We start from the raw sequence: 1,511 nt of genomic DNA, 5'->3' as shown, positions 1-1,511 counted from the left end.
ACGAAGCCGGCATCGGCGAACTCGGCCAGCATCGAAGCCGTCGCCTCGGGACGTTCGTCATAGAGGCCGAACTCGTTGGGCAGGCCGGCATTGGGATAGGCGCAGACCAGCGTGCCGGCGAGCCGCGACATGTCCTTGATATGGGCGCGCATCTCGCGCGCGCCGAGCGCGCAGTTGAGACCGATGGTCAACGGATTGGCATGGCGCACCGCATTCCAGAAGGCCTCGACCGTCTGGCCCGAGAGAGTGCGGCCGGAGAGGTCGGTGATCGTGCCGGAGATCATCACCGGCAGGCGGATGCCCCGCTCGCGATAGACCTCCTCGATCGCGACGATCGCCGCCTTGGCGTTGAGCGTGTCGAAGATCGTCTCGATCAGCATCAGCTCGGCGCCGCCGTCGATCAGCCCGCGCACCTGCTCGGCATAGGAATCGCGGACCTGGTCGAAGCTGACGGCCCGGTAGCCCGGATTGTTGACGTCGGGCGAGATCGAGAGCGTGCGGTTGGTCGGGCCGATGGCGCCGGCGACGAAGCGGCGCCGGCCGTCGCCCTTCTGCGCGATCGCCGCGGCCTCGCGCGCGAGCTTCGCGGCGGCGACATTGAGCTCGTAAACCAGCGCCTCCATGCCGTAATCGGCCTGGGCGATCGAGGTGCCGGAGAAGGTGTTGGTCTCGACGATATCGGCGCCGGCGTTGAAATAGGCGAGGTGGATGTCGCGCAGCGCCGCGGCCTGCGTCAGCGCGATCAGGTCGTTATTGCCCTTGAGGTCGCGGTTCCAGCCCTTGAAGCGCTCGCCGCGGAAATCGGCCTCGGAGAGCTTCAGGTCCTGGATCTGCGTCCCCATGGCACCATCGAGCACGAGGATGCGCTCGGAGGCGGCCTGGCGGAGCGCGCGCTCGATCTCGGCGCCGTCGACGGGAGTAGGCTGGAAGTCGGACATCGTGGACGCTTTCGTCGTGAAACTCGGTTCGTAACGCCTTCTCCGTCATTGCGAGGAGCGTAGCGACGAAGCAATCCAGGGCCATGCGGGTCCCTGGATTGCTTTGCTACGCTCGCAATGACGTCTCTACGCCGCCGCTTGCTGCGCCGTCGCCTTCTCGGGCTTCAGGCCCACGAGATGGCAGATCGCATAGACCAGGTCGGCCTTGTTCATCGTGTAGAAATGCAGGTCGCAGACGCCGCGATCGACCAGGTCGAGCACCTGCTCGGCGCAGACCGCCGCAGCCACCAGACGGCGCGTCGCCGGGTCGTCCTCGAGCCCTTCGAAGCGGTCCGCCAGCCATTGCGGCACGCTCGCCCCGGTCTTGCGGGCAAAGCCTGCGGTCTGCTTGAAATTCTGCACCGGCACGATGCCGGGCAGGATCGGGATCTCGATGCCGCGGGCGCGAACCTTGTCGAGATAGCGGAAATAGACGTCGTTATCGAAGAAGAACTGGGAGATCGCCCGCGTCGCGCCGGCATCGACCTTCTTCTTCAGGGCGTCGATATCGGCGTCGAGCGAGGCCGCTTCCGG

At 66.2% G+C, this 1,511-nt stretch carries 2 protein-coding genes; both read right to left on the bottom strand.

What is annotated here, in order from left to right; all coding sequences use genetic code 11:
• Positions 1-938: homocysteine S-methyltransferase family protein (locus V6M56_RS20460; protein WP_332686447.1), on the bottom strand; the 938-nt coding region annotated here is incomplete at its 3' end.
• Positions 939-1,064: 126 nt separating this feature from the next.
• A partial coding sequence (locus tag V6M56_RS20455) for a methylenetetrahydrofolate reductase (protein WP_332686445.1) occupies positions 1,065-1,511 on the bottom strand: 447 nt, incomplete at its 5' end.

Origin of the sequence: Allobosea sp., assembly GCF_036675845.1 — a bacterium.
Taxonomy (GTDB): Bacteria; Pseudomonadota; Alphaproteobacteria; order Rhizobiales; family Beijerinckiaceae; genus Allobosea.
The sequence above is the reverse complement of the archived record's forward strand: the minus strand, read 5'-3'. Positions and strand labels throughout refer to the sequence as shown.